Below are 23,093 nucleotides of genomic sequence, written 5' to 3'. Positions count from 1 at the left end.
GATGAATTGGTTAGGCTCAGATTATTCACTCATGACACAAGCCGTCGATCGGACGGTTGCAGCTCAAAAAGTAATCTCAACGAATATTGCGAATGTGGATACACCCGGATACAAAGCAAAACGCCTCGTTTTTGGTGATGTATTGAATTCAGAGATGAAAATGAGTTTACAACGACATGCGACGATTAATACTTCAGGAACTGTCGTCGAACAAAGCACATCGATGCGAAATGATGGAAATGGAGTCGATATTGACCTTGAGATGTCTGAATTATCACGAAATCAAATTGAATATGAAGCGCTAGTCGAACAATTGAATCGTAAATTCTCTGGCATTCAATCTGTTATTCGAGGAGGGCGATAAAGATGACGATGTTCTCAGGATTTCATACATCCGCTACAGGATTAACAGCGCAGCGGCTCCGACTCGATACAGTATCAGCAAACATCGCCAATGCTCAAACGACACGAGGCGAACTCGTGAATGGAGAATGGCAACCGTATGCACGAAAATTAGCCGTATTAAAAGAAACAGGTAACGGCGTCACAGTCAGTGAAATCCGGAAGGATCAAGAACCGTTTAAATTAGAGTACAATCCAAACCACCCAGATGCAGACGAACTTGGCTATGTAAAAATGCCGAACGTGGATTTATTGAAGGAAATGGTCGATATGATGGGCGCGACCCGCTCGTATGAAGCAAACGTCACGGCGCTGAATGCGACAAAGGCGATGTTAGTAAAAGCGATGGAAATCGGTAAATAACGAGGAGATGACATCATGGCAATTCAACCTATTCAAGGGATGCAACAAATGGTCTTACCATCACAATCAGTCGCTAAGGCGTCCCCAGGAGATTTTAGCGATGTGCTAAGCCAAGCCATTAACGGCTTGAACGACGCGCAACAAGCATCCTCACAAGCACGTGTGGACCTTGCGACAGGGAAGACAACGGATCTACATAACATCATGATTAAAACAGAAGAAGCATCGCTTTCTATGCAACTCGCCATTGAAGTCCGGAATAAAGGGATTGAGGCATACCAAGAAATGATGCGTATGCAACTGTGACTGCTAAGGAAAGCGTGGGAGATGTTTGATGAACGAACGGCTAAAGGCGCGTTTTAGCGCAATCAACACGACATGGAACGAATGGTCACTCACAAAAAAAGCGACCATCATCGGTATTACCTTAATCATTTTATCAGCTCTTATTGCTGCCATCATTTGGTTGTCGACACCGACAATGACGCCATTGTATTCAAAACTATCACCGCAAGAGGCTGGACAAGTCACTGAAAAATTAAATGAAGATGGCGTTCGTTCGGAAGTTGTGACAGCTTCAGACGGAGTGACGATTCTTGTGCCGGAGGCGAATGCGGAAAATTTGAAAGTAGAGTTGGCTACTGCTGGCATACCGAAGTCCGGTCAAATCGATTATTCATTCTTCAGTGAAAATGCCGGGTTTGGTACGACTGACAAGGAAATGAATATTTTAGAGCGCGATACGATGCAGACTGAACTTGAGAACTTGATTACGCAAGTAAACGGGATTGATGCAGCGAAGGTAATGATTACACTTCCTGAAAAAAGCGTCTTTTTATCAGACGCCGAAGAGACGTCAACCGTATCGGTTGTGTTAACGTCAAGCGCTGGGAGTGATTTGAATCAACAGACTGTACAAGGTCTTTACCACCTAATCGCAAAAAGTATTCCTAATTTGAAAGAAGAAAATATTACAATCATGGATCAGTACTTTACGTACTACGAACCGGGCCAGGGAACACAGACGGCTGGAGGCGCAGATCCGATGCAATTAAAGAAAACAACGGAAAATGATTTACGAAAACAAATTCAACAAATGTTGTCCGTCGTTCTCGGACCACAAAAAGCGCTCGTGTCAGTCACGGCAGACGTCGATGTCACACAGCGCCAAGAAGAACAAAAACTAGTCGAACCCGTTGACCCTGATAAAATCGAGGGGATTGTAACTTCGGCAGAAAAGGTTGCCGAAGCCTACACGGGTGCAGCGAATGAAGGAACAGCCGGTACTGGTGAAAATGAGACCATCAACTTCCCGGCCGGTACAGGAACGACAGGTGATACGAGTGAGAAAACGCACGATATCATCAATTATGAAGTAAACCGGATTACGAAACAGATTACGGGAGCACCTTATGAAATACGTGATTTAGGTATTCAAGTCATCGTTGAACCACCAAAAGGTCAAGCTCAAATCGATCCGCAACTTCAAACGGACCTTCAAACGATGCTCTACTCGATTATTCGGACGTCCATCACGAAAACGGATGCAAAAGCGACGTTGACGGATGCGGAATTGACGAACAAGGTCGTCGTCATGTCCCGACCGTTCGCTGAAACACCAACACAAAAAGCGACGACTACAGTCACGCCGATGTGGGTTTGGTTCGCGCTTGGTGCAGCAGCACTGATCGTCATCGGCGCCATCTTCATGATGATGCGACGACGTCGTACGACGGAAGTCGAAGAATTAGAAGAATGGACACCAATCGAAACAGAGATTCCAGAACTATCGACAGAAGATACGAGTGGCGGAGCAGTCAAACGGAAACAGCTTGAAAAATTAGCATCCTCAAATCCAGATGAATTTGCGAAGTTATTACGCACATGGCTAGCGGAGGATTGATGAGATGAAGAAACTAGATATGAATAGTCGTGAGAAAGCAGCGATCTTGATGATTTCGTTAGGTCCAGAAGTGGCGGCGAACGTCTACAAACATTTGACTGAGGAAGAAATGGAATGGTTGACACTCCAAATTTCGAGCATGAAACGAATTGATCCTGAAGAGAAACTAGAAGTACTCGAAGAATTTCATGAGTTGGCAACGGCGCAAAACTACATTACGCAAGGTGGTATCGGCTTTGCGAAAAATGTGCTTGAAAAAGCATTAGGTGAAGAAAAAGCGATGGAATTGATTCATCGATTAACTTCGACCTTGCAAGTCCGGCCGTTCGAGTTTGCCCGTAAAGCAGATCCTAAGCAATTATTGAACTTCATTCAAAACGAACATCCACAGACGATTGCACTCGTCTTGGCACATCTCGACCCGGGAAAGTCCGGTCAGATTCTTTCGGAGCTTCCAGCTGAGGCGCAATCGGATGTAGCACGACGAATTGCAACGATGGACCGAATGAACCCGGAAATCATCAGCGAAGTCGAACAGATTCTTGAGCGGAACTTATCTCAAGCCGGTATGCAAGATTATGCGCAGTCTGGTGGTATCGAGGCAGTCGTTCAAGTATTGAACGGTGTCGATCGGACGACGGAACGGACAATCCTCGATACGCTCGAAATTCAGGATCCGGAACTCGCCGAAGAAATCAAAAAACGGATGTTTGTCTTCGAAGATATTGTCACACTCGATGCACGAGCAATCCAACGAATTATCCGCGAAGTTTCAAACGAAGATTTGTTGCTTGCGCTTAAAGTCTCTTCGGACGATGTCAAAGAAATGGTGTACCGAAACATGTCTCAGCGAATGGTCGAATCGTTCAAAGAAGATATGGAATTCATGGGACCCGTCAGATTGCGCGATGTCGAAGAAGCTCAAAGCCGAATCGTTGGAATCATTCGTCGCCTAGAGGATATGGGTGAAATCGTCGTCGCACGTGGTGGAGGAGATGATATCGTTGTCTAACGTCATTAAACGACAAATTGTCATCGAAGGTCATCAGCGCACAATTCTTCATCAAGAAGAGCGAGCGATCGAACGGGATGCCGAGCCGAGTATTTCTTATGAGGCGTTGATGGCAAAAGGTCAAAATGAGCTCGACGAGCAACTTCAGCTGATGCGTCAACAAGAAGAAGCGCGTCGACAGGCTTTTGAACAGGAACGTGAAATGGCTTTACAGGAAGCGAAGGAACAAGGCTATCAAGCGGGTTATGAGCGAGGGCAGCAAGACGGACTAGACGCTTATGCACGAAAACTCGAGGAAACGAATCAATTTGCAATGCGTCTTGAGCAGATGCAGACGGACCGCTTGTTAGCGATGGAAGATGAATTATGTGCATTGTCACTTCAAGTGACCCATCATTTTTTAGAAAAATTACATGATACAGATGAGGAAGCACTCTATCAATCGATTCACCAATTGATTATTCAGTTCCGTGACCGTGAAAAGATCATTGTTTACACGTCTGCAGAAGATTTTGAACGGGTTGTATTACTGGATGAACGTCTACATACGATTTTAGGTGGTGCTGCGACAATCAGCTTACGGATTGATCCGGAACTCGCGCCTCGCGATTTCCGTATCGATTCAGAAAATGGAGCGATTACGGGCGGGCTTACTTCTAGTTATGAGGCATTGATTAACCAGGTGACTGAGGTGCTACAAGATGTATAACGTGAAGCAGTTGCAAGCGGCCGTTCGAGATATTCGGACGGATGACTTAGTCCGGCATTCCGGTAAAGTCGTGCAAGTAATCGGTTTAATGATTGAATCACGAGGACCGACGGCAGTCGCAATCGGGGAACGGTGTTTGATTCAACTGCACCGAGGTCAAGAAATCGAAGCAGAGGTTGTCGGCTTCCGAGAAGGGCACGTCTTATTGATGCCTTACGGTGAAACGACAGCAATTGCACCAGGATCAATCGTCATCGCAACAGGAAAACCACTTCACGTACCCGTCGGTGAGGAACTGATCGGGAAAGTATTAGATGGATTAGGTCGAGCACTTGATGGTGAGGAGTTGACTCACCTCCGGACAACATCAATCGTGCGAAAACCACCGAGTCCACTTGAACGACCACGTATCAATGAAGTGTTGTCGACAGGTATCCGCGCCATTGATGGTCTGTTGACAGTCGGTCAAGGGCAACGCGTCGGTTTGTTTGCCGGGTCTGGTGTCGGGAAATCAACACTGCTCGGAATGATTGCAAAACGTTCGACTGCTGACATCAATGTGATCGCCTTGATTGGAGAGCGAGGGCGGGAAGTGAAAGAGTTCATCGAAGCGGAGTTGGGCGAAGAAGGGATGAAGCGTTCCATCATCGTCGTCGCGACGAGTGACCAACCACCGCTTGTCCGTTTAAAAGGAGCCTATACGGCGACAGCAATCGCAGAATACTTTCGGGATCAAGGTAAGAATGTCGTCTTAATGATGGACTCCGTTACGCGGTTCGCGATGGCGCAACGTGAAATCGGTCTGGCGACAGGAGAACCGCCTGCTTCAAAAGGATACACGCCGAGTGTATTCGCTCTACTACCTCAGTTACTCGAACGAAGCGGAAAGACGACAGCCGGGTCGATTACAGCTTTTTATACCGTACTCGTCGATGGAGACGACATGAACGAACCGATTGCGGATGCAGTCCGCGGGATTTTAGATGGTCACTTTGTCCTTGATCGAAGTTTGGCGAACAAAGGGCAGTATCCGGCGATTCATGTTTTACGTTCGATTAGCCGGGTTATGAATCAAATCACATCGACGGAACATAAAGACAGTGCGATCGTCTTTCGGCAATTGCTCTCGACATACTTAGATGCAGAAGACTTGATCAATATCGGTGCATATAAAAGTGGGACAAACCCTGAAATTGATCGTGCCGTCGAAAAATATCCGGAATTAATCGGCTTTTTGAAGCAACGTGTTGAAGAAGGAAGTCAATTTGAAGAAGCCATGAACCGTTTAATCACGACGATTCGCTAAGGAGGAAAAGGCATGAAAACAATATATGAGCGAATCATTCCTTTAGCCGAGGCGGAGAAAGATCGTGTATCGAAACAAACGGCTGAAAAAAAGAAACGCTACGAGATTGAAGTCGAAAAGTTGTATCACCTGCTCGTTCGTTACGAAACATTTTTGAAGGCACAAAATGAGACGGGTACCGTCGAATTACTCGCTTCTCAATACCGTGAACGTGCGCGTGACGTCGTCAAACAGCAAATCGAACGTCAACAATTATATGTCACTCAAGCAAAAAATCAGTATGAACGCGCACAAGTCGATTTAAAAGAAGCGATGATTGAGGAAAAGAAGTTCACGCGTCTTCAGGCGAATCAACTAGAAGAAGCACGGCAAATCAATGCACTACTCGAACAAAATCAATTAGATGAACTGGCACTGTTACAGTTTGGAAGAGGGCGGACATCATAAGTAATTCAAAATCATCGAAACAATGGATTTTACCGTTGTTGATCATTCCCTTGATCTTAATCTTAGGTACAGCCTATCTCGTGCTCAATTATGCTAACGGTCGTCCGATGCTTGCACTCCCGTTTTCGACAGAGGAAACGTCGAAACAAACGAAGGGAACGCCTGGTAAGGAAACGTCTGATTTAGAAAATCGATTAAAAATAGCGAATCAAGAAATTAAAAAATTGCGAAATGAAGCGACGGAACAAGCGGATACCCTCAAAGTGAAAGAACAAGAGATTACGCGATTAATCGCGGAGCGCGATCAATTAAAACAAACGCCTTCCCCAGATAAAACAACCGAGGAAGACAAGAAGACAACAAAAACGGCAAGTGTGACCGATGTTTATGCAGAGATGTCGCCGAAAGAAGCAGCGACAATCTTAAATGAACTCAGTCCGACAGAGGTCGTTCCTATCATCGAGACTATCGATGCGGAACAACAAGCAGCCATCATCGCAAAGATGGATGCGAAAAAGGCTGCGGCATTGACGCAACTACTCGCGACGAAATAGAGGTGAGCGAACACGATGAATTTGACAGATGTGCAACAAAATCAAACAGTCAAAGGTACGGCGAAATCAGTCGGGCAAAGTGCTCCTTCGGCTGAAGGCATGGGGAGCTTTGCTTCTTTGCTACAACTGTTCACGACGCCAGAACCGAGTCTTCTGCCTGAGAACACCGTCCCTAGCACGACGATGCCACAATCAAATGAAGGTCAGCTGGTGAAGATGCTCACAGCACAACCCGAACAAGCCTTGCTTTTACTGGATCATCCACAATTAGAAGCACTAGAGCAGGATCCAAAAGGAATGACGGAGCTCGTACAACTCGTAAAAACGATCCAAGAAGGAGATGCGGAACAAGCAACGGCGGTGTTGCAACAATTACCGGCGTCCGTCGGTCAATTGATTACGGCGACAATCGTGTCGATTCTTGGTGTTACAAAACCGGTAGCAGGTCAACTGCAACCAGTAGCGGATACGCCCGTCGGAAAAGGTGTTAAGACAGCGGAAGGTGAATTGAAGACGGGGAGGGTCGTGCAGACGGTTCTTCCGGTGACACGACAAGCCGCCATGGCTCAAACCTTACCGGCTTCGATGAAGTTAGGCGAAGGCTTGACGCGTAGTGAGCCGTTGAAAGGAACAGTTGATTCGGAAGGGACGGCGTTACCGCTCGCCTTTTCTTCGACACTGTTCGTGAAAAGCGATCGTACCGTTACGATGCCTCCCCTCGTTCCGCAAAGTAATGTCGATGAACAATTGGCAAAACGAATCGAAGCAGCACTCCAACAAGCCCCGTTCTTAAAAGGAGCAGACGGTTCGACACGAATGTCGATTCGTTTATACCCAGAACAGCTAGGTGAAGTCGTCGTTCAACTCGAGCGAAAAGAAGGTGTGTTGACAGTGAAGTTGTTTGCGGGCACCGAGCAGGCAAAACAACTGATTGAGCAACAGCTAGGTAAATTACAAGGTTCGCTGCAACATCAAGCGCCGCTCGTTAAAATCGAGACGGGATTACTTGCCTCGACCGTAAAAGAGTTTGATACATCGACACCACAAGAGCGGCAAGAGACAGCGCAAGAGGAACAACCGAAACCTCAAGATGAGGAGTTAGAGGAGGAAGAAGATGACTGATTCCATTAATGCGGCATCGTCCTACCAGTTGCCGGATAAAACGACAGCTGTCCCGAATAATTCGATGGACAAAGACATGTTCATGAAAATCTTGATTGCCCAGTTATCGAATCAAGATCCGACTGCACCGATGGAAGATAAAGAGTTCATCTCACAGATGGCACAATTTTCTTCCCTTGAACAAATGCAAGCGATTGGAAAAGGAATGGACACGATGGTCTTGAATCAACATGCGAATTCCTTGCTGACATACAGTAATTTAATCGGGAAATCAGTTAGTTACGAAGCAGATGGAACGGTTGAGGATGCGACGGGAACGGCGACGGGCGCGACGGTCAAGGAGACAGCGGACGTCATAAGCGTCAAGCGAGACGGAATTGACGTCATCGCGGAACTCTCGAACGGGAAGCAAGTCAGTGTCTATGAATTAACGGAGATTAAAACAAAGGAGGAAAAATAATGTTACGTTCAATGTATTCAGGAATCAGTGGGTTAAAGAACTTCCAGACAAAGCTTGACGTCGTCGGGAATAACATCGCAAACGTCAATACGTTCGGTTACAAAAAAGGGCGGGTTACCTTTAAAGATCTCGTTAACCAATCAGTCGGTTCAGCTTCAGGAGCAGGTGGCGGTGTCGGTGGTACAAACCCGAAACAAGTCGGACTCGGAGCATCGATGTCGACGGTCGATAACGTCTACAACCAAGGCGCACTTCAAAACACGGGACGGACACTCGATGTCGGGATTTCAGGCGAAGGGTTCTACCAAGTCATGACAGCAGAAGGTGTCCGGTACTCACGTTCAGGTAACTTCTATACGGATTTAGACGGTAACATTGTTACTGGCGACGGAAACTACGTTGTTGGTACTGGAACAGCAGCTGTACCTGTAGGTGCTGTTCCTAATAATTTACCGAATGGTTCTGTGCCACCTGCATTGCCGACAGCAGGATATCAAAAGTTGAAAATTCCTACCGATGCACGTAATTTATCTATTGGGAAAGATGGTTTGGTAACTTATGTGAATAACACTGGCGCGTTAACTACAGTAGGATATATAACATTAGCAAACTTCCCAAATCCAGGTGGTCTTGAAAAATCTGGAGTAAATTTATTTGCCTCTTCGCAAAATTCGGGTGCTGCAGCAACGGGAACACCAAGCACGAACGGACTTGGGCAACTGACGTCTGGGACGCTCGAAATGTCGAACGTCGACTTATCGGAAGAGTTTACGGAAATGATTATCGCGCAACGTGGATTCCAGGCAAATACACGGATTATTACGACATCCGACCAAATCTTAGAAGAACTCGTTAACTTGAAACGATGATTACACTGACGACGTTACGTCAAGCACCGCTCGTATTGAATGCTATATTAATCGAATCGATTCGATCGACACCAGATACGACGATTCAACTCGTTGGAGGGCAGACATACATCGTCAAAGAATCGTTAGAAGAGGTAAAAGCGGCAACAATCGATTTTTACCGACAAGTCGGACTAGCGGGCTTGAACAGCATTAGGAGGCTCGAAGATGGCAGAAGAAAAGAAGAAGAGTAAGTTAAAAATACCGTTGATCATGGTTATCGTGGCCCTCATGATGATCGGCGCAGGGTATATGCTCACAAAGTATTGGTTAGTCGGAGATGAGACGGAAGCAAAAGTTGAACAACCGACAGGTGCCGAGCTCGAAGAACGAAGTTTTCAAACAGATGACTTGACGACGAACATCGCAGACGAACGGTTTTTGAATGTTCAGTTTACGATTGTCACGGATGATGTGAAAACGAAGGAAGAGTTAGAACTACGTAAGTTTCAAATCAACAACATCATTCTTGGTGATTTAGCATCGATGAAAAAGCAAGACTTGGATTCAAAACAAGATATGGCAAAGCTTGAAGAAAAATTACGTGGTCAATTCAAAAAACTTCTTCAAGAAGGCGATGTTCAACGCGTCTATACGACGAAAAAAATCATCCAGTGAGGTGGCAGCATGAGCGAAGTATTATCACAACATGAAATTGACGCCTTGCTATCAGCCATTTCGAGCGGAGATATGGAAGTCGAGGAGATACGAAGTCAAGAAGAGGAACGGCGTGTCAAAGTGTATGATTTCAAACGGGCACTTCGTTTCTCAAAAGATCAAATGCGGAACTTGACTCGAATTCATGAGCAATTCGCACGTGTACTGACAACACACTTTTCAGCGCAGCTGAGAACGTACGTCCAGTTCACGGTCAATACGGTCGAACAGTTGCCATACGATGAATTCATCCATTCCATTCCGAACATGACCTTAATCAATCTAGTTAACCTGAAACCGCTTGATGGTAAAGTTATCTTTGAAGTCAACCCGAACATCGCCTATGCAATGCTCGATCGTCTCCTCGGTGGTCCTGGCGAAGGGATGAATAAGATTGAAAATTTGACTGAAATCGAGACACGCATTTTGACACAATTGTTTAAGCGGGCATTCGTACAATATGGCGAAGCTTGGGAGTCAATCACAGAACTAGAAGCAGAGTATGACGATTTAGAAATCAATCCGCAATTCCTTCAACTCGTTTCGCCGAATGAGACGGTAATCCTCGTCTCGATTTATGTGACGGTTGGAGAAGTCAGTGGGACGCTCAATGTCTGTCTTCCGTTCGTCACACTCGAACCGATCATTCCGAAGCTATCGAGTCATTTTTGGATGCAACAAGAAAAACGTAAAGCGGTCGATAACCAAGAATCTGAACAGATGCAAACTCAGTTGATGGGGTCAATCGTCGATTTAAAAGCTGTGCTCGGCCAAACGGAATTGTCGTTTGGAGAATTGTTACACCTCGAGGTAGGCGACTGCCTGTCCCTGAAGACACGTACATCCGACCCGGTTGAATTGTTTGTTGATGATCGGAAAATGTTCAAAGCGCGACCTGGTCTGAATGGGAAGCATCTCGCTTTACAAGTCATACAACGAATTGAGGAGGAATAACATGAGCGATATGCTTTCGCAAGATGAAATCGATGCGTTATTACGCGGGACCCCGTCGGACGATGAGCCGACTGATACAAGTTCGGACGATGGATTAGAAGAATTAGACGAGATGGAAATTGATGCCTTAGGTGAAGTAGGAAATATTTCACTCGGGAATTCAGCAACAGCGTTATCTGCATTACTCAACCAAAAGGTCGAGATCACGACGCCACATGTGCGGATGATCACGATGGAAGAATTACGCAGTCGCTATCCGATTCCGCACGTTGCTTTGCGCGTCGGGTACACAGAAGGCTTCAAAGGTGAAAACGTCTTAATCTTGACGCAACGTGACGCATCTGTCATCGCGAACTTGATGATGGGCGGCGACGGGATGGTCGAGGAAGACCATGAAATGGAGCCAATCGCCCTTTCTGCCGTTCAAGAAGCGATGAATCAAATGATGGGAGCAGCGGCGACGTCGATGTCAACGGTCTTCTCGATGCGAATCGATATTTCGCCACCAGCCGTTGAAATTTTCGACTTTTCGCAAGAGAAAAGTATTGTCGACAGCTTTTCTTTATGGGAAAGCATGGTCATCATCGAATTCGATTTAAAAATCGGGACGTTGATCGATTCGAAAATCGTTCAGCTTGCACCACTCGAATTTTCAAAGCAGTTGATTCAGAAATTATTCAGCGCAAGTACGACGACGACTGAAGAAGCAAAAGGTGCGACGCATGAACCGGTTCAACCGTCGCCACAAGTAGCACCGCAACAAACGCAACAAATGCCCCAGCAGGAACAACGTTATGAAACGCCTGTTGCACCGAAGAAGGAACCGGTAGGTGTCAGCCCGGTCCAGTTTGGTCAATTTGAAGAAGTGCAACAAGAAGGCGTACCGGGTAACATCGGGATGTTGTATGATGTACCACTGAATGTAACCGTCGAACTCGGCAGAACACGTCGCTCTGTACGCGACATATTGGAATTGACACAAGGTTCAATCATCGAACTCGATAAGTTGGCTGGAGAGCCGGTTGATGTTTTTGTCAACAATACATTGATTGCGACAGGTGAAGTCGTAGTCATTGAAGAAAACTTTGGAGTACGAATTACAGAAATCGTAAATACAAAAGAACGTCTTCGGATGTTCTAAGGAGGAAATAAGATGAGTGCAAAAGTATTGATCGTAGATGATGCAGCTTTCATGCGAATGATGATTAAGGAAATTTTATCGAAGAATGGATATGACGTCGTCGGTGAAGCAGAAAATGGCCGCGAAGCCGTAGCGAAATACAAAGAATTAACACCGGATCTCGTCACGCTCGATATCACGATGCCGGAAATGGATGGCATTTCGGCTCTTAAAGAAATCAAAGCGTTTAACCCGGCAGCTAAAGTCATCATGTGTTCAGCGATGGGGCAACAGTCGATGGTCATCGATGCGATTCAAGCCGGTGCAAAAGACTTCATCGTCAAACCGTTCCAAGCTGACCGTGTACTCGAAGCCGTTTCGAAAACTGTTTCGTCATGAAAAGACTGACCTTCTTGACCTGTCTCCTGTTGTTCCTGCTCTCAGCACAAGTTGGGGCAGAAACAGTGGAAGAGAATTTGAATCCATCTAAGAAGAGTGAACCAACAACTCAACAGGTCGATGGGTCGTCGACGATTGTGACGGTCATTAAAGTCATCGTCACGCTCGTGGTCTTAATCGGGGGATTTCTCCTGGCTGTCCGATTGATCAATGATCGGACGCGAGGTGTCCGCCAATCCAATCAACTTTCCCATCTCGGAGGTGTGCCGCTCGGAAAAGATCGATCGGTGCAACTCGTACGCGTCCACGATAAAGTTTACGTCGTCGGTGTCGGGCAAAACATTGAGCTACTCGACACGCTCGAAGCGGATACGGAATGGTCGACTGAAGAGATGCATGATATGAAACAGTCGACGAGCGAATCGCCTTTCTTGGAGTCGTTCAAGCAACAACTTGATCAATTCCAGAAGAAACGAGGTCGTTCATGACAACGATTGAAAGTCTGATTTCTTTAGACACACCATCAGGAACAGCGACATCAGTTAAGTTACTTGTCTTGTTGACTTTATTATCCTTAGCACCCTCGTTATTGATTTTGATGACATGTTTTACGCGCGTTGTCGTCGTCTTATCCTTTGTACGCTCGGCGCTTGGGACGCAACAGACACCACCGAACCAGTTGCTAGTCGGTCTTGCCTTATTCATTACATTATTCGTCATGTCACCGGTGCTGACGGAACTCAACACGACGGCACTTCAACCATACATGGGTGAAAAAATTAGTCAGGACGAAGCGTTTGATCGAGCAGGTGGGACGATGAAACGTTTTATGTCAAAACATACACGTACCAATGACTTAGAATTATTTTTGAAGTATGGAAATTACGACAAGCCGGAAAAAGTCGAAGACATTCCGCTTGTCGCGTTAGTTCCTGCTTACGCCATCAGTGAGTTGAAAACGGCTTTTCAGATTGGGTTCATGATTTTCATTCCATTTCTCGTCATCGACATGGTCGTCTCGAGTGTGTTGATGTCGATGGGGATGATGATGTTACCGCCTGTCATGATTGCTTTACCGTTTAAATTATTACTATTCATCCTCGTCGATGGTTGGCATTTAATTGTCGAGTCATTGCTTGTCAGCATGAAGTAGGGAGGAACGATATGACGCAGGAAATGATTATTCAACTAGCGAGTTCGGCCGTCTGGACCTTGTTAAAGGTATCGGCACCGCTCTTGCTCGTCTCACTCGTTGTTGGTCTGCTCGTCAGTATTTTACAAGCGACGACGCAAATTCAAGAGCAGACCCTCTCGTTCGTCCCGAAAATCGTTGCTGTATTTTTAGCACTCGTCTTTTTCGGACCGTGGATCATGGAAGAATTAAAAACGTTTACGATTGAAATCTTTAAACAGATTGCTGAGGTTTCAAGGAAATGACGTTATTGTCTTTTGTCAGCGTATTTTTACTCGTATTTGGTCGCATCGTCGGATTTTTGGTCGCGGCACCGTTGTTTTCATCAAAACAATTGCCGGCCCAACATAAATTAGCCTTAGCTGCCGGTCTTGCCTATTTTGCGAGCTATGCCGTCAAAACGACCGTTGAAGTCGATGATTTCAATTTTTTCTTTCGGATGGGTACGGAAGTCATCGTTGGATTATCGCTTGGCTTGTTAGCTAGCTTCCTTTTATTTGCCCCACAAATCGCCGGTTCCATCATCGATTTACAGATGGGACTCGCGATGGCATCAGCTTATGATCCGATGTTCGGTGGTCAGTCACCAATCATTGGCCGGTTTTATTACATGTTGACACTACTTGTGTTACTTGCCTCCGACATGCATTTGATTTTACTCGATGGCATTTACACCAGTTTTCAAATCTTTCCACCCGGCAGTTCGATTGCAGTTTCAGGGGAGGCGGGTATGAGTCTTGTCGTTCGAGTCGTCGGTCTGGCGATGTTAACGGCACTTCAAATGGCGATGCCGCTCATCGTGTCCTTGTTCCTGGTCGATCTTGCACTTGGATTTTTAGCAAAGACAGCACCGCAATTCAATATTTTTGCGATTGGTTTTTCAGTCAAATTACTAATGGGCTATGCGATTTTATTTTTACTTGCCGGTTCGACGATTACCGGGATTTCAAAGTTCATTCCGCTACTGCAAGACGTTTTAGCGGATGCCATTCGATTACTGGGAGGTTGAGATGAATACATATCGTTTAAAACTCGACCTCCAGTACTTCGCTGGTGAAAAAACAGAGAAAGCCTCACCGCGTAAGCGAGATGATTCGAGAAAAAAAGGGCAAGTCGCAAAATCTGCTGATTTAACGAGTAGTTTAATGTTATTCGCGATGTTCCTTGTCTTGTTTTTCTTTGGACCGTTTCTCGGCAAACGTTTCGTCTTGGTTTTAGAAAATGGATTGAGTGCAAGGACCGTCCTTGTTGCAGTAGAAGAAGGGCGTGTCGAGCAGATATTAATTGAGATGTTAGGGCAAATGGCGATTCTCGTCGCCCCGTTTTTTTTAACGGCTGTCACCATCGGGATTTTAGGAAACTTCGTCCAGATTGGTGCTTTACTCAGTGCGGAATCGATTCAACCAAAGTTAGATCGAATCAATCCACTCCAAGGGGTCAAACGCATCGTCAGTATGAAAGCACTGATCGAATTTTTAAAATCTGTTTTTAAGTTACTTGTCATCGGGATGACGAGCGGGACGATCTTATGGAACAACAAGGTCGAAATCTCACGCTTGACGTCTGAGCCGATTGGAGATGCGTTAGCCATCATTGGTCATTTGACCTTCTTACTGGGTCTCTCGGTCAGCATCGCGTTGATTGCACTTGCCGTTTTAGATTTTGCCTATCAAAAGTTTGATTTCGAAAAATCGATTCGGATGAGTAAACAGGACTTAAAAGACGAACATAAGAACACGGAGGGTGACCCTCAAATCAAAGGTAAAATCAAACAGCAACAACGGGAGATGGCGATGCGGCGGATGATGCAAGAAATACCGAATGCAGACGTCGTCATTACGAACCCGACCCACTATGCAGTTGCCATTCAATACGATGATGGAAAACACGCGGCACCAATCGTCGTCGCAAAAGGTGTGGATGCTGTCGCATTCCGTATTCGGGAGAAGGCGACAGCAGCTGACATCCCGATCATCGAAAACCGTCCGCTCGCGCGGGCCTTGTTCGCAAAATCAGAGATAGGTATGGCAGTGGATGAATCATTTTATCAGGCACTCGCTGAAACACTCGCCTTTGTCTACCAAATGAAACAAGCAAAATGAAAGGATGAAGCATCATGACTATTTCAACAAGAGATCTTTCCGTACTGCTAGGCGTCATCATGATCGTCTTCATGCTGGTCATTCCACTGCCAGGCTTTTTACTCGACTTTTTAATCATCATCAACATCTTGATTGCTTTGATGGTCTTACTCGTTTCGATGAATGCCAAAGAAGCATTGGAATTTTCAGTTTTCCCAACTTTATTGTTAATCGTCACCCTGTTTCGTCTCGCATTAAATGTCTCGACGACCCGCTCGATTCTCTCGAACGGGAATGGGGGCGAAGTGATTGAAGCATTTGGGAGCTTCGTCGTCGGCGGGAACGCACTCGTCGGGTTCGTCGTCTTCTTGATTCTCGTCTTGATCCAGTTTCTCGTCATTACAAAGGGGTCGGAACGGGTTTCGGAAGTATCGGCCCGATTTACACTGGATGCGATGCCAGGGAAACAGATGGCGATTGATGCCGATTTGAACTCCGGCATGATTGATGAACTCCAGGCACGGACACGCCGGCAAAAAATTCAATCCGAAGCCGACTTTTACGGGGCGATGGATGGGGCGTCAAAGTTTGTAAAAGGAGACGCAATCGCCGGCATCATCATCGTCATCATTAACTTGATTTTCGGGATGGTCATCGGAGTCGTCCAACAAGGGTTACCGATGACAGAATCAATCAACTTATATACGCTCTTGACAGTCGGAGATGGATTAGTCAGTCAGATTCCAGCGCTGTTGATTTCTGTCGCCACCGGGATTATCGTCACACGCTCGACGTCGGACGGCAATCTAGGTGAAGACATCATCGGTCAGTTAACGCGGACGCCATTGCTCGTCATGATTGGTGCAGGCGCGATTTTCCTACTCGGTCTGTTCACGGCGATTCCAGACTATGTGACAATTCCTGTCGCAGCAGCAGCCGGCTTCTTTGCTTGGCAACTGAGACGGACGCCAAAAGCGACCACGGAAGAAGTCGCCGTCGAAGAAGAATCGACGGAAAACCTACGCTCAAGTGAATCGGTCATTTCGCTTTTAAATGTCGATACGATTGAGTTTGAATTCGGTTATGGATTGATTCCACTTGCTGACGAAGCACAAGGTGGCGATTTACTCGATCGTGTCGTCATGATTCGTCGCCAGTTAGCATTGGAACTTGGTTTCGTCCTCCCGACCGTTCGGATTCGCGACCACTTACAACTCCCGCCGAATCATTATCGGATTAAGATTCGCGGCAGTGAGATGGCGACGGGAGAACTCTTGCTCGATCATTATTTAGCAATGAGTCCCGGAGTCGATGATCCTGAAATCCAAGGCATCGAAACGGTCGAACCAGCATTTGGAATGCCGGCGCTTTGGATTGATGAAAAGACGAGAAGTCGGGCAGAAATGTCTGGTTATACGGTCGTCGATCCACCATCGGTCGTCGCAACGCATTTAACGGAGTTGCTTAAAAAACATGCTGCAGACTTGTTGGGACGAGAAGAGACGAAGCAACTCGTTGATCACTTGAAAGAAACACATCCAATTTTAGTCGATGAAGTCACGCCGCAACTCTTAACGATTGGAGAACTGCAAAAAGTCTTCGTTCAATTACTAAAAGAAAAAATATCGATTCGCAATTTGCCATTGATTTTTGAAACACTAGCTGATTATGCGGCCGTGACGAAAGATAGCGAATTGCTTGCTGAATACGTCCGCCAAGCCTTATCACGGCAAATTACGGAACAGGTGCTGCAAGGGGATGTCTTACACGTCGTGACGGTATCGAGTGAAATGGAAATCGATATTCAGTCCGCGATTCAAAAAACAGAGTTCGGAAATTATCTTGCGCTTGACCCGGAAAAAGCGACACGGTTCATCGAGTCGTTTAATGAACTGTCGTCAGAGTTCGAACGTTATGGAGTACAACCGATCATCTTGGCCTCACCAAGCATTCGGATGTTTGTTCGTCAGTTGACGGAGCGCTATTTCCCAGATGTACCTGTCCTGTCATACAACGAATTAATTCCGACGATTGAAGTCAAGAGCATTGGGGTGATTTAACACATGATGGTTAAAAAAATTATTGCAAATTCAGTCAGTGAAGCAATGGAACTTGTCAAACGTGATTTAGGCGAAGAGGCGATTATTTTAAACACACGACATATCAAAGTGGGTGGACTCTTCGGATTGTTTGCACAAAAAAAGGTCGAACTCGTTGCTTCTGTTGACGAACATCCAATCATTCATGAAAAAGATGTCCAGCAACCGGCTCCTAAACGGACCCCGCAGCTTAAGAAAACGATTGAAATGCCAGTCCCGAAAATCATTTCGTTTTCCTCTCGACGTTTACCGGAAGAGTTAGGGGCATATGAAGCGATTTTGTCCGAACCGGCTTTACAGGCACGGGTGGAGCAATTGCACGACGTTTTGTTATCGACGTATTACAAAACAGACGATCTTGAACAAGTTCAACAAGCGTTCGCCAAAACGATTGAACATGAGTTACAAGTAACGACCGTGACATCACGTTACGTGATGTTGACAGGACCGACAGGGGTCGGCAAGACGACGACAATCGCTAAACTTGCTGCTTACTACCGATTGACGGAAGGTAAGACGGTTGGATTGATTACAACGGATACGTACCGGATTTCAGCAATCGAACAGTTGCAAACCTATGCTGAAATCATCGATGTTCCGCTACATATCGCCTACGATTTAGCAGAGTTTGAACGAGCGAAAGAACAATTAGCAGATTGTGACATCGTTTTGATTGATACAGCTGGACGGAACTTCTTGGACGCAGGTTATATCACACAGCTTGAATCACGTCATGATTTTTCAAATACGGATGTTTTTCTTGTTTTAAGCTTAACGGCAAAATACCGGGACTTAGAGCAGATTAGACGACGTTTTGAACAAGTTCCACTCAACGGGTTTATCTTTACGAAAGCAGATGAAACGACGGAGTTTTGGTCCATCTACGGTCTAGCCGTCGAAGCGAAGCTGCCGGTGCTCTGCATCACGACGGGTCAAGAAGTACCAGAAGATATCACGTGGGTCGATCAATCCGACATGTCTCGAATGATTGTAGAAAGAGGGGGCAGGTGATGCGAGATGATCAAGCACGTGTCTTACGTTCAAAAGTGTCAGTCAAAGAAACAAAAACGATTGCGATCGTCAGTGGTAAAGGGGGCGTTGGAAAAACGAACGTCGCCGTAAACTTGGGTGTCGCCTTATCGCTTCAAGAAAAACGTGTCCTCATCATCGATCTTGATATCGGGATGGCGAACGTCGGGGTGCTGTTAGGAAAATCATCGAAGACGTCGCTCATGGATTGTGTCAAGCGTCGTGAATCCTTGGCAGATGCAGTGGTTGAAGCTTCACCAACCTTACATTTCATCCATGGTGGAAGTGGTTTTACTGAATTAACGAATTTAACGGATCCGGATGTTGCGTTCATGATGAAAGAATTTCGTTTTTTCTATGAATACGACTTTGTCATCCTCGACCTGGGTGCTGGAGCAACACACCAGACATTCGATTTCATTAGTAGTGCCGATGAAGCCTGGCTCGTTGTTACACCAGAGCCAACATCGATCATGGATGGTTATGCGTTCGTTAAATTGTCGCACCATCATGCAACGGAGTTACCGATCGGGGTCATCGTCAATCGTGCGATGAACGGTGAAGAGGCACTCGAAACATTTGATCGTCTCGAACTGGTCAGTAAACAATTTTTGAACAAACCTTTACGATTCGCTGGGTTTTTACCAGATGACCCAACAGTCGTCAGAGCCGTCAAAGCACAAAAACCGTTCTATCTTTTTGATCGGACGAGTGATGTTAGCTGGCGACTCGATCATATTACCACCGCATTAACAGGTCTTCGCGTGCAGGAACGGAAATTTTTAGATCGATTGGTAAGTCGCTTGAAAAATCGAAACAATCGTGTGCGCTAATCATGAAGGAGGGTATCACCAATGGATTTAAATGAATATTTAGGATTGTTTCTAGACGAATCGATTGAACATTTGCAAGCTATCAATTCAAGTCTGCTCATTTTTGAACAGCGTCTCGATGATGAAGCCGTCATCGATCAGATTTTCCGCTCTGCCCATACATTAAAAGGAATGTCCGGTACGATGGGGTACGATGCCATCGCGGATTTAACACACGAAATGGAGAGTGCGCTTGACTTAGTGCGCTCAAAGACGCAACCTGCTACACCAGAGCTGATTGATGTTTTGTTCATCGCGGCGGAACAACTCGAAACGATGGTTGAGGACATCAGTCAAGGTGGAACCGGAAAGCTCGACGTGAAAGAAACGGTCGTACGATTAAAACGATTCATTCAAGCAGAAGAAACTGCTGTAGAGACGACTGAAGAAGCGACGGCTGTGGCGACGAAACGTAATTTTGAATGTGATGTCTATTCAGAGTCTGTCGTTAAACAATCGATTGCGTCCGGTTACCATGCATACGTCATCACGGTCGAACTATCGGCAGATGTCATTTTAAAAGCGGCGCGTGTCTACATGGTGTTCGACCGTCTTCAAAGTCTAGGCGATGTCATCCTTTCGAATCCGACTTCAGATGAATTAGAGCAAGAACAATTCGAAACAAGCTTCGATGTCTTGTTCGTCACGATGAAATCAGAGGAAGAAGTGACTGAAGGCATCCAGTCAGTGTCGGAAGTGGCACACGTCTCGATTCAGCCTTTTGAAACAACGATAGAAGCCGAAGTTGCGACATCCACGTTAGTTGAACCTAAATCAACAGTCGAGTCAGAAACGAAAGTCGTCAGCGAAACAACAGACGTAACAGCACCAGTCGCCTCGAAAACGATTCGTGTCAACTTGGAACGAATTGACCGTTTGATGAACTTATTCGAAGAATTCATCATTGATCGTGGTCGTTTAGAACGAATTGCTGCCGAAGTCGGTTCATCTGAATTGACGGAAACCGTCGAACGCATTAAACGCGGCACGAATGAATTACAATCGCTGGTCTTGACGTTACGCATGATGCCGATTGAACAGGTTTTCAATCGTTTCCCACGGATGGTCCGATCGGTTTCAAAAGATGTCGGTAAAAATATTAAATTGCATATCACGGGTGCAGAGACGGAGCTTGATCGAACAGTGATTGACGAGATTGGTGATCCCCTCGTTCACTTAATCCGTAATGCCGTCGATCATGGCATTGAAAGCAAGACGGATCGAATTTTGGCCGGGAAACCAGTCGAAGGCAATCTGTCGTTACGTGCTTATCATTCTGGAAACCGGGTCTTCATTGAGATTGAAGATGACGGGGCAGGAATCAACCATGAGCGGGTCACACGGATTGCGATTGAGAAAGAGTTGCTAACGGAAGAAGAAGCTGCTGTGTTAACACCGGAAGAAGCGTCGATGCTACTATTTGCACCAGGCTTCTCAACGGCAGAAACAGTAACCGACTTGTCGGGACGTGGCGTAGGTCTTGACGTCGTCAAATCGAAGATTGAGTCGCTCGGTGGCGAAGTTTTCGTCGAGACGAAACGTGGCGAAGGGACAATCTTTAGAATCAGTCTTCCATTGACGCTCTCAATCATTTCCGCGATGCTTGTTGAGCTCGGTCAAGAAACGTATGCGATTCCGCTGACGGCAATCATCGAAACGACATCGTTGCGACAAGATGCCATCTTACAAGCGCATCGTGAAAAGGTGTTTGATTTCCGCGGACAACTCGTTCCATTGATTTCATTGAATGAAGTGTATGGTCTTCCACAAGTAGAAGCAGAAGCCTACTCAGTTGTCGTCGTTCGAAGTGGTGAAAAATTAGCTGGATTGATGGTCACTGAATTAATTGGTCAACAGGAAATCGTCATGAAGCCGCTCGGAAGTTATTTGGAAGGAATTCGCGCGATTTCTGGCGCAACGATTCTTGGGGACGGTCAAGTCGCGTTAATCATCGATAGCAATGCACTGCTACGAAAGTGAGGGAATAGATAATGGAACAAAAATGGGTCGTTTTTCAACTGGAACAAAATGCTTACGGGATTGATGTTCAATCTGTCCGCTCCATCGAACGCGTGATTCCGATTACACGAATCCCGAACGCTGCACCTTACGTAAAAGGCGTCATCAATTTGCGCGGGGTCGTGACACCGGTGATTGACTTACGGACACGTCTTGGTTTTGAGGAAATCGAAGGAACGGAAGAAACACGAATCATCATCGCGACGCTCGAACATGGAGATGCCGGGTTCATCGTCGATCGGGCGAATGAAGTCGTCGAAGCAATCGATGTCCGGATTGAACCGTTGACTGATCAAAAACAAGAAGAAACCAATTATTTGACAGCAATCGCTAAAGGGGAAGATCAATTGTTCTCCTTACTTGAGCCGAACCGTTTATTCGAGGACATCGTTCATGCTTAATCGGATGGAACAGGACATTTTCAAGGAAGTCGGAAACATCGGGGCAGCGCATGCAGCTACGGCATTATCGACACTTCTTGGACAGCCTGTTGAAATTGAAGTACCGTCAGCAGAACTCGAACACTTTTCGACGATTATTGATCGTGTAGGCGGAGCGGAAGCTTACACTGCCGGAGCCTTACTTCGCTTTACAGGAGATATCAAGGCGTCTCTACTCTTTTTGATGCCGCTCCAAGATGCGGAAAAACTGATTTCTCAGTTGATGCAACAGCCGTTTCAGTTTTTTTCGGAACATCATGCAATCGGTGTTTCCGCTTGGGAAGAAATCGGCAATATCTTAATCGGCGCTTACGCTCGCGCGATTTCTGACTGGCTGGATTTATCCGTTCATGTGACGGTTCCTGCCTCCGCTTTTGATATGGTTGGAGCAATTTTGGAAGTTGCCTTACTTGAGTCGACAAAATTTGGTAACATGGCAGTATACATCGATACGCGTCTTTCAAGTTTAGGCAACGACTTAAACGGTCATTTATTATTACTGCCAGAAGCAGATGCTTTTGCAGCGGTCTTTCAACGATTGGGTGTGGAAGTTGATGGATGAAGTCATTCGGATTGGAATAGCGGAATATGCCGTTAGTCGAAAACCGGTCGTCCTTCGTACTGCAGGATTAGGTTCCTGTGTCGGCGTCATCATTTATGATCAAGAACGTGGTCTATCGAGCATGGCACATGTCATGCTTCCAGACTCGGCAATCAGTCGCGATATCACCGTTGAAGTCGGGAAATTCGCAGATACTGCAGTAACTGAGCTTGTAAAGCGCTTACGACAAGGTGGCGCGATTCGGTTACGGGCAAAGATTGCCGGGGGAGCGCAAATGTTTCAATTCAAATATGAACATGAATCGATGCGTATCGGTGAACGGAACATCGCTGCTGTTAAAGCAGCATTGCAACAAGCGAAAATCCCACTCGTCGCGGAAGATGTTGGTGGAACGAACGGTCGGACGATCGAGTTCCATTCAAGCTCTGGTCGTCTCGTCATTCGGACGGTCAACGTCGGAACGCTGGAAATTTAGAGGAGGAA

At 46.1% G+C, this 23,093-nt stretch carries 29 protein-coding genes; all 29 read left to right on the top strand.

The features are described 5' to 3' along the window. Nucleotide 1 precedes the first annotated feature (1 nt). From flgB to AC0VYQ_RS09575, 29 genes are read left to right on the top strand one after another with little or no spacing between them, the layout of a single operon-like run. On the top strand, nucleotides 2-364 hold the full coding sequence (gene flgB / locus AC0VYQ_RS09715; protein ID WP_088837369.1) for a flagellar basal body rod protein FlgB: 363 nt from the start codon (nucleotides 2-4) through the stop codon (nucleotides 362-364). 2 nt (nucleotides 365-366) lie between these two features. Next, complete coding sequence (flgC, locus tag AC0VYQ_RS09710) at nucleotides 367-765, top strand: flagellar basal body rod protein FlgC (protein ID WP_029330818.1); 399 nt, start codon at nucleotides 367-369, stop codon at nucleotides 763-765. A 15-nt stretch (nucleotides 766-780) separates the two neighbouring features. After that, nucleotides 781-1,071: a flagellar hook-basal body complex protein FliE gene (fliE, locus tag AC0VYQ_RS09705; RefSeq protein WP_088837367.1), complete on the top strand. Its 291-nt coding sequence runs from the start codon at nucleotides 781-783 to the stop codon at nucleotides 1,069-1,071. Nucleotides 1,072-1,099: 28 nt separating this feature from the next. Further along, nucleotides 1,100-2,668: a flagellar basal-body MS-ring/collar protein FliF gene (gene fliF, locus AC0VYQ_RS09700; RefSeq protein WP_088837366.1), complete on the top strand. Its 1,569-nt coding sequence runs from the start codon at nucleotides 1,100-1,102 to the stop codon at nucleotides 2,666-2,668. A gap of 4 nt (nucleotides 2,669-2,672) precedes the next feature. Beyond that, the gene (gene fliG, locus AC0VYQ_RS09695) at nucleotides 2,673-3,680 is read left to right on the top strand and encodes a flagellar motor switch protein FliG (RefSeq protein ID WP_029330812.1); all 1,008 of its coding nucleotides are present in this window, start codon (nucleotides 2,673-2,675) and stop codon (nucleotides 3,678-3,680) included. Further along, nucleotides 3,664-4,389, top strand: coding sequence for a FliH/SctL family protein (locus AC0VYQ_RS09690; RefSeq protein ID WP_029330810.1), 726 nt, complete (start codon nucleotides 3,664-3,666; stop codon nucleotides 4,387-4,389). The genes fliG and AC0VYQ_RS09690 overlap by 17 nt, the downstream gene beginning before the upstream one ends. Continuing rightward, entirely contained in the window at nucleotides 4,382-5,695 is a 1,314-nt protein-coding gene (gene fliI, locus AC0VYQ_RS09685) for a flagellar protein export ATPase FliI (protein ID WP_088837364.1), read from the top strand. Before AC0VYQ_RS09690 ends, fliI begins: the two co-directional genes overlap by 8 nt. Nucleotides 5,696-5,707: 12 nt before the next feature. Beyond that, a complete protein-coding gene (locus tag AC0VYQ_RS09680) occupies nucleotides 5,708-6,142 on the top strand; it encodes a flagellar export protein FliJ (RefSeq protein WP_088837363.1) in 435 nt (144 codons plus the stop codon). 35 nt (nucleotides 6,143-6,177) lie between these two features. After that, a complete protein-coding gene (locus AC0VYQ_RS09675; protein WP_475403482.1) occupies nucleotides 6,178-6,696 on the top strand; it encodes a MotE family protein in 519 nt (172 codons plus the stop codon). A 15-nt stretch (nucleotides 6,697-6,711) separates the two neighbouring features. After that, a complete protein-coding gene (locus AC0VYQ_RS09670; protein ID WP_475403481.1) occupies nucleotides 6,712-7,818 on the top strand; it encodes a flagellar hook-length control protein FliK in 1,107 nt (368 codons plus the stop codon). Next, nucleotides 7,811-8,278, top strand: a complete 468-nt coding sequence (locus tag AC0VYQ_RS09665; RefSeq protein WP_475403480.1) for a flagellar hook capping FlgD N-terminal domain-containing protein — start codon at nucleotides 7,811-7,813, stop codon at nucleotides 8,276-8,278. Before AC0VYQ_RS09670 ends, AC0VYQ_RS09665 begins: the two co-directional genes overlap by 8 nt. Beyond that, nucleotides 8,278-9,147, top strand: coding sequence for a flagellar basal body rod protein FlgG (gene flgG, locus AC0VYQ_RS09660; protein WP_475403479.1), 870 nt, complete (start codon nucleotides 8,278-8,280; stop codon nucleotides 9,145-9,147). Before AC0VYQ_RS09665 ends, flgG begins: the two co-directional genes overlap by 1 nt. Next, nucleotides 9,144-9,380: a flagellar FlbD family protein gene (locus tag AC0VYQ_RS09655; protein ID WP_088837359.1), complete on the top strand. Its 237-nt coding sequence runs from the start codon at nucleotides 9,144-9,146 to the stop codon at nucleotides 9,378-9,380. Before flgG ends, AC0VYQ_RS09655 begins: the two co-directional genes overlap by 4 nt. After that, on the top strand, nucleotides 9,355-9,804 hold the full coding sequence (locus AC0VYQ_RS09650) for a flagellar basal body-associated FliL family protein (RefSeq protein ID WP_029330792.1): 450 nt from the start codon (nucleotides 9,355-9,357) through the stop codon (nucleotides 9,802-9,804). The genes AC0VYQ_RS09655 and AC0VYQ_RS09650 overlap by 26 nt, the downstream gene beginning before the upstream one ends. A gap of 9 nt (nucleotides 9,805-9,813) precedes the next feature. Continuing rightward, nucleotides 9,814-10,797 carry a flagellar motor switch protein FliM gene (gene fliM, locus AC0VYQ_RS09645; protein ID WP_088837358.1) on the top strand — a complete coding sequence of 328 codons (984 nt, stop codon included), beginning with the start codon at nucleotides 9,814-9,816 and terminating at the stop codon, nucleotides 10,795-10,797. Between the two features lies 1 nt (nucleotide 10,798). Further along, a complete protein-coding gene (gene fliY, locus AC0VYQ_RS09640) occupies nucleotides 10,799-11,938 on the top strand; it encodes a flagellar motor switch phosphatase FliY (RefSeq protein ID WP_475403478.1) in 1,140 nt (379 codons plus the stop codon). Between the two features lie 12 nt (nucleotides 11,939-11,950). Beyond that, nucleotides 11,951-12,316, top strand: coding sequence for a response regulator (locus tag AC0VYQ_RS09635; RefSeq protein ID WP_029330789.1), 366 nt, complete (start codon nucleotides 11,951-11,953; stop codon nucleotides 12,314-12,316). Further along, on the top strand, nucleotides 12,313-12,804 hold the full coding sequence (locus tag AC0VYQ_RS09630) for a flagellar biosynthetic protein FliO (RefSeq protein ID WP_088837356.1): 492 nt from the start codon (nucleotides 12,313-12,315) through the stop codon (nucleotides 12,802-12,804). The genes AC0VYQ_RS09635 and AC0VYQ_RS09630 overlap by 4 nt, the downstream gene beginning before the upstream one ends. Continuing rightward, on the top strand, nucleotides 12,801-13,469 hold the full coding sequence (gene fliP / locus AC0VYQ_RS09625; RefSeq protein WP_029330785.1) for a flagellar type III secretion system pore protein FliP: 669 nt from the start codon (nucleotides 12,801-12,803) through the stop codon (nucleotides 13,467-13,469). The genes AC0VYQ_RS09630 and fliP overlap by 4 nt, the downstream gene beginning before the upstream one ends. Nucleotides 13,470-13,480: 11 nt before the next feature. Beyond that, nucleotides 13,481-13,753, top strand: a complete 273-nt coding sequence (gene fliQ, locus AC0VYQ_RS09620; RefSeq protein ID WP_012370733.1) for a flagellar biosynthesis protein FliQ — start codon at nucleotides 13,481-13,483, stop codon at nucleotides 13,751-13,753. Further along, nucleotides 13,750-14,517, top strand: a complete 768-nt coding sequence (gene fliR, locus AC0VYQ_RS09615; protein WP_029330783.1) for a flagellar biosynthetic protein FliR — start codon at nucleotides 13,750-13,752, stop codon at nucleotides 14,515-14,517. Before fliQ ends, fliR begins: the two co-directional genes overlap by 4 nt. Nucleotide 14,518: 1 nt before the next feature. Then, nucleotides 14,519-15,610, top strand: a complete 1,092-nt coding sequence (gene flhB, locus AC0VYQ_RS09610; protein WP_029330781.1) for a flagellar biosynthesis protein FlhB — start codon at nucleotides 14,519-14,521, stop codon at nucleotides 15,608-15,610. A gap of 14 nt (nucleotides 15,611-15,624) precedes the next feature. Beyond that, on the top strand, nucleotides 15,625-17,649 hold the full coding sequence (gene flhA / locus AC0VYQ_RS09605) for a flagellar biosynthesis protein FlhA (protein ID WP_029330780.1): 2,025 nt from the start codon (nucleotides 15,625-15,627) through the stop codon (nucleotides 17,647-17,649). Nucleotides 17,650-17,652: 3 nt separating this feature from the next. Further along, nucleotides 17,653-18,699, top strand: a complete 1,047-nt coding sequence (locus AC0VYQ_RS09600) for a flagellar biosynthesis protein FlhF (RefSeq protein WP_214765138.1) — start codon at nucleotides 17,653-17,655, stop codon at nucleotides 18,697-18,699. Then, complete coding sequence (locus tag AC0VYQ_RS09595) at nucleotides 18,699-19,550, top strand: MinD/ParA family protein (RefSeq protein ID WP_475403477.1); 852 nt, start codon at nucleotides 18,699-18,701, stop codon at nucleotides 19,548-19,550. Before AC0VYQ_RS09600 ends, AC0VYQ_RS09595 begins: the two co-directional genes overlap by 1 nt. A 21-nt stretch (nucleotides 19,551-19,571) precedes the next feature. After that, entirely contained in the window at nucleotides 19,572-21,569 is a 1,998-nt protein-coding gene (locus AC0VYQ_RS09590) for a chemotaxis protein CheA (RefSeq protein WP_214765134.1), read from the top strand. A gap of 11 nt (nucleotides 21,570-21,580) precedes the next feature. Further along, complete coding sequence (locus tag AC0VYQ_RS09585) at nucleotides 21,581-22,009, top strand: chemotaxis protein CheW (protein WP_029330774.1); 429 nt, start codon at nucleotides 21,581-21,583, stop codon at nucleotides 22,007-22,009. Beyond that, entirely contained in the window at nucleotides 22,002-22,610 is a 609-nt protein-coding gene (locus tag AC0VYQ_RS09580; protein WP_029330772.1) for a chemotaxis protein CheC, read from the top strand. The genes AC0VYQ_RS09585 and AC0VYQ_RS09580 overlap by 8 nt, the downstream gene beginning before the upstream one ends. Continuing rightward, nucleotides 22,603-23,085 (top strand): chemotaxis protein CheD, encoded by a 483-nt coding sequence (locus AC0VYQ_RS09575; RefSeq protein ID WP_029330771.1) that lies wholly within the window; start codon nucleotides 22,603-22,605, stop codon nucleotides 23,083-23,085. The genes AC0VYQ_RS09580 and AC0VYQ_RS09575 overlap by 8 nt, the downstream gene beginning before the upstream one ends. The last annotated feature ends 8 nt before the right edge of the window (nucleotides 23,086-23,093 follow it).

The organism is Exiguobacterium sp. QJM3NY_9, assembly GCF_056173545.1.
Note: the sequence above shows the minus strand (reverse complement) of the source record. Positions and strands in the feature narration are given on the sequence as shown.

Excerpts from the sequence above, each read along its gene's own strand:
- flhA (WP_029330780.1), top strand. The coding sequence starts at position 15,625 with ATGACTATTTCAACAAGAGATCTTTCCGTACTGCTAGGCGTCATCATG.
- AC0VYQ_RS09630 (WP_088837356.1), top strand. The coding sequence starts at position 12,313 with ATGAAAAGACTGACCTTCTTGACCTGTCTCCTGTTGTTCCTGCTCTCA.
- fliR (WP_029330783.1), top strand. The coding sequence starts at position 13,750 with ATGACGTTATTGTCTTTTGTCAGCGTATTTTTACTCGTATTTGGTCGC.
- AC0VYQ_RS09600 (WP_214765138.1), top strand. The coding sequence starts at position 17,653 with ATGATGGTTAAAAAAATTATTGCAAATTCAGTCAGTGAAGCAATGGAA.
- fliE (WP_088837367.1), top strand. The coding sequence starts at position 781 with ATGGCAATTCAACCTATTCAAGGGATGCAACAAATGGTCTTACCATCA.
- AC0VYQ_RS09595 (WP_475403477.1), top strand. The coding sequence starts at position 18,699 with ATGCGAGATGATCAAGCACGTGTCTTACGTTCAAAAGTGTCAGTCAAA.
- fliG (WP_029330812.1), top strand. The coding sequence starts at position 2,673 with ATGAAGAAACTAGATATGAATAGTCGTGAGAAAGCAGCGATCTTGATG.
- AC0VYQ_RS09680 (WP_088837363.1), top strand. The coding sequence starts at position 5,708 with ATGAAAACAATATATGAGCGAATCATTCCTTTAGCCGAGGCGGAGAAA.
- AC0VYQ_RS09670 (WP_475403481.1), top strand. The coding sequence starts at position 6,712 with ATGAATTTGACAGATGTGCAACAAAATCAAACAGTCAAAGGTACGGCG.
- flgC (WP_029330818.1), top strand. The coding sequence starts at position 367 with ATGACGATGTTCTCAGGATTTCATACATCCGCTACAGGATTAACAGCG.
- fliI (WP_088837364.1), top strand. The coding sequence starts at position 4,382 with ATGTATAACGTGAAGCAGTTGCAAGCGGCCGTTCGAGATATTCGGACG.
- fliP (WP_029330785.1), top strand. The coding sequence starts at position 12,801 with ATGACAACGATTGAAAGTCTGATTTCTTTAGACACACCATCAGGAACA.
- fliQ (WP_012370733.1), top strand. The coding sequence starts at position 13,481 with ATGACGCAGGAAATGATTATTCAACTAGCGAGTTCGGCCGTCTGGACC.
- AC0VYQ_RS09635 (WP_029330789.1), top strand. The coding sequence starts at position 11,951 with ATGAGTGCAAAAGTATTGATCGTAGATGATGCAGCTTTCATGCGAATG.
- flgB (WP_088837369.1), top strand. The coding sequence starts at position 2 with ATGAATTGGTTAGGCTCAGATTATTCACTCATGACACAAGCCGTCGAT.
- fliY (WP_475403478.1), top strand. The coding sequence starts at position 10,799 with ATGAGCGATATGCTTTCGCAAGATGAAATCGATGCGTTATTACGCGGG.
- fliF (WP_088837366.1), top strand. The coding sequence starts at position 1,100 with ATGAACGAACGGCTAAAGGCGCGTTTTAGCGCAATCAACACGACATGG.
- AC0VYQ_RS09665 (WP_475403480.1), top strand. The coding sequence starts at position 7,811 with ATGACTGATTCCATTAATGCGGCATCGTCCTACCAGTTGCCGGATAAA.
- flgG (WP_475403479.1), top strand. The coding sequence starts at position 8,278 with ATGTTACGTTCAATGTATTCAGGAATCAGTGGGTTAAAGAACTTCCAG.
- AC0VYQ_RS09650 (WP_029330792.1), top strand. The coding sequence starts at position 9,355 with ATGGCAGAAGAAAAGAAGAAGAGTAAGTTAAAAATACCGTTGATCATG.
- AC0VYQ_RS09575 (WP_029330771.1), top strand. The coding sequence starts at position 22,603 with ATGGATGAAGTCATTCGGATTGGAATAGCGGAATATGCCGTTAGTCGA.
- AC0VYQ_RS09590 (WP_214765134.1), top strand. The coding sequence starts at position 19,572 with ATGGATTTAAATGAATATTTAGGATTGTTTCTAGACGAATCGATTGAA.
- AC0VYQ_RS09690 (WP_029330810.1), top strand. The coding sequence starts at position 3,664 with ATGATATCGTTGTCTAACGTCATTAAACGACAAATTGTCATCGAAGGT.
- AC0VYQ_RS09585 (WP_029330774.1), top strand. The coding sequence starts at position 21,581 with ATGGAACAAAAATGGGTCGTTTTTCAACTGGAACAAAATGCTTACGGG.
- fliM (WP_088837358.1), top strand. The coding sequence starts at position 9,814 with ATGAGCGAAGTATTATCACAACATGAAATTGACGCCTTGCTATCAGCC.
- AC0VYQ_RS09580 (WP_029330772.1), top strand. The coding sequence starts at position 22,002 with ATGCTTAATCGGATGGAACAGGACATTTTCAAGGAAGTCGGAAACATC.
- flhB (WP_029330781.1), top strand. The coding sequence starts at position 14,519 with ATGAATACATATCGTTTAAAACTCGACCTCCAGTACTTCGCTGGTGAA.
- AC0VYQ_RS09655 (WP_088837359.1), top strand. The coding sequence starts at position 9,144 with ATGATTACACTGACGACGTTACGTCAAGCACCGCTCGTATTGAATGCT.